Below are 1,740 nucleotides of genomic sequence, written 5' to 3' on the forward strand. Positions count from 1 at the left end.
GGGGCCCGTAATTGAATAACTGTCAGGGGCGATCTTCGGTGGGAGTGGCTCGGGCGTGTAGTTGATCCAGAGTGCGGGCGGCTGGCCCGGGGAGGGGCGTGACGAGGATCTGGTGGAGGTCCAGGAGCCGCTTTGCGTCTTGGTATTGGATGGATAAATTGGTGCGTTTGACGCCCATGAGTTGAGCCAGGAACGTCATGGTGAGTGCTCGGCGGCGGCGCAAGACGGCGGCCAAGAGCCGGTGAAGGTGATCCACGCTGCTGATCTGCGGGTGGCGGTAGCCGCGCGGGCGGTGGAAGCGTCGCTGGAACGCCGCCTCGGCCAATGCGTCCCAGTAGGGTTCCGAGACCCCCACCAACTGCTCGAACGCGGTCCGTGACATGCCGGTCAGAGCCGGATCGGTGAGCATCACCGTCAGGGCGGGGTCGATCTGGCGAGTGCTTGCTGGTGCGTCTGGCGTTCGCGGTGGGAGGGGAGCGAGCGTGTAGTTCCAGTCGCCGTGGAAGGCGTTCGGTGTGATCGGGAGAGCGTGGAACTCGGCGGGCGTGACGCTGACGCCCAGGTCGTACGTCCCTGTGTCCAGTTCGGCCCCGATGCTCAGCCCGGTCTTGGTGGTTGTGGCGGCGATGGTCTCGACGACGACCTGGTAGCTGGTCAGCGGTCGTCCCCGCCAGTTCGCGGTGATGTGGCAGAACATACGGTGTTCGATCTTGTTCCACTTCGACGTTCCGGGTGGTAGGTGACAGACCGAGATCTCCAGCCCGCTTTCCCGGGCGAAAGCGGCCAGGTTGCTCTTCCAGGTCCAGCGCCGGGGGTCGTTGGAACCGCCGGAGTCGGCGGTGATCAGGAGCCGGGTGGCATGGGGATAGTCCGCCTGTCCGCGGTGCTGCCACCAGCGGCGGATGGACTCCACCGCGAACTGGGCGGTGTCGTGGTCGGTGCCGACGTTGACCCATCCGGTGTTGTGGGCGATGTCGTAGATCCCGTAGGGGATCGCCATCGGCTGATCGGTGGTGGTGAATGTGTGGCAGTCCACCTTGATCGCGTCCTTGCCCGGCCGCCAGGTGCGGCCGGGACGGTCGCGGTTGCCGAGCCATTCCTTGGCCTTGGTATCGACGCTGATCACCGGCTGAGCGTCGTCGAGGAAGGCGGCGGCGGTGGTGTTCAGGTGGGTGAACTGGGCATCGCGGTCCGGATGGCTGATGCCCTCCGTCGTCTTCGCGGTTCCCTGCAGGCTGTATCCCAGGATGTGCAGCAGGTGCCCGACGGTGGACGCGCTGACGGGATGGTCCTGTGCGGTGAGGGCCGAGGCCAGGGCCCGCAGTGACAGCGTGGTCCACCGCAGTGGAGAGACGGGGTCGCCCCGGGTGTGTGGCTCGATCAACGACTCGAGTGCGGGCACCAGGCCGGGATCGGTGTCTGTCAGACGCTTGCGGCCGGCACCGGGGGCCCGGATTCGCAGGGTCGGGGCGGAGCCGCCGGCCAACTCGGCGATACCACGCGCGATGGTGGCAGTACTGGTGGCGGAAACCGCAGCGACACAAGCGATCCCGCCATGCCCTATGGCTATAGCCTCGCTGGCCAGGTACAGCCGACGTCGGCGCTCGTCGAAGTGCGGCAATATTTGATCGAACTTGGCCCGTAGCACGCGGGCAGTGACGCGGTCAGCCAGAAGCGAAGCCATGATTCAGGCTCCCACCAACTGCCCTACTGCCGTGCACTTATTGAAGTACGGGCCCC

At 66.1% G+C, this 1,740-nt stretch carries 1 pseudogene; it reads right to left on the reverse strand.

The features are described 5' to 3' along the window. A pseudogene (locus tag O3X23_RS43830) lies at positions 1-1,684 on the reverse strand (ISAzo13 family transposase); the annotation flags it as partial. Positions 1,685-1,740: the final 56 nt, after the last annotated feature.

Source organism: Streptomyces sp. H39-S7, assembly GCF_027158205.1.
In the GTDB taxonomy this organism is placed as follows: Bacteria; Actinomycetota; Actinomycetes; order Streptomycetales; family Streptomycetaceae; genus Actinacidiphila.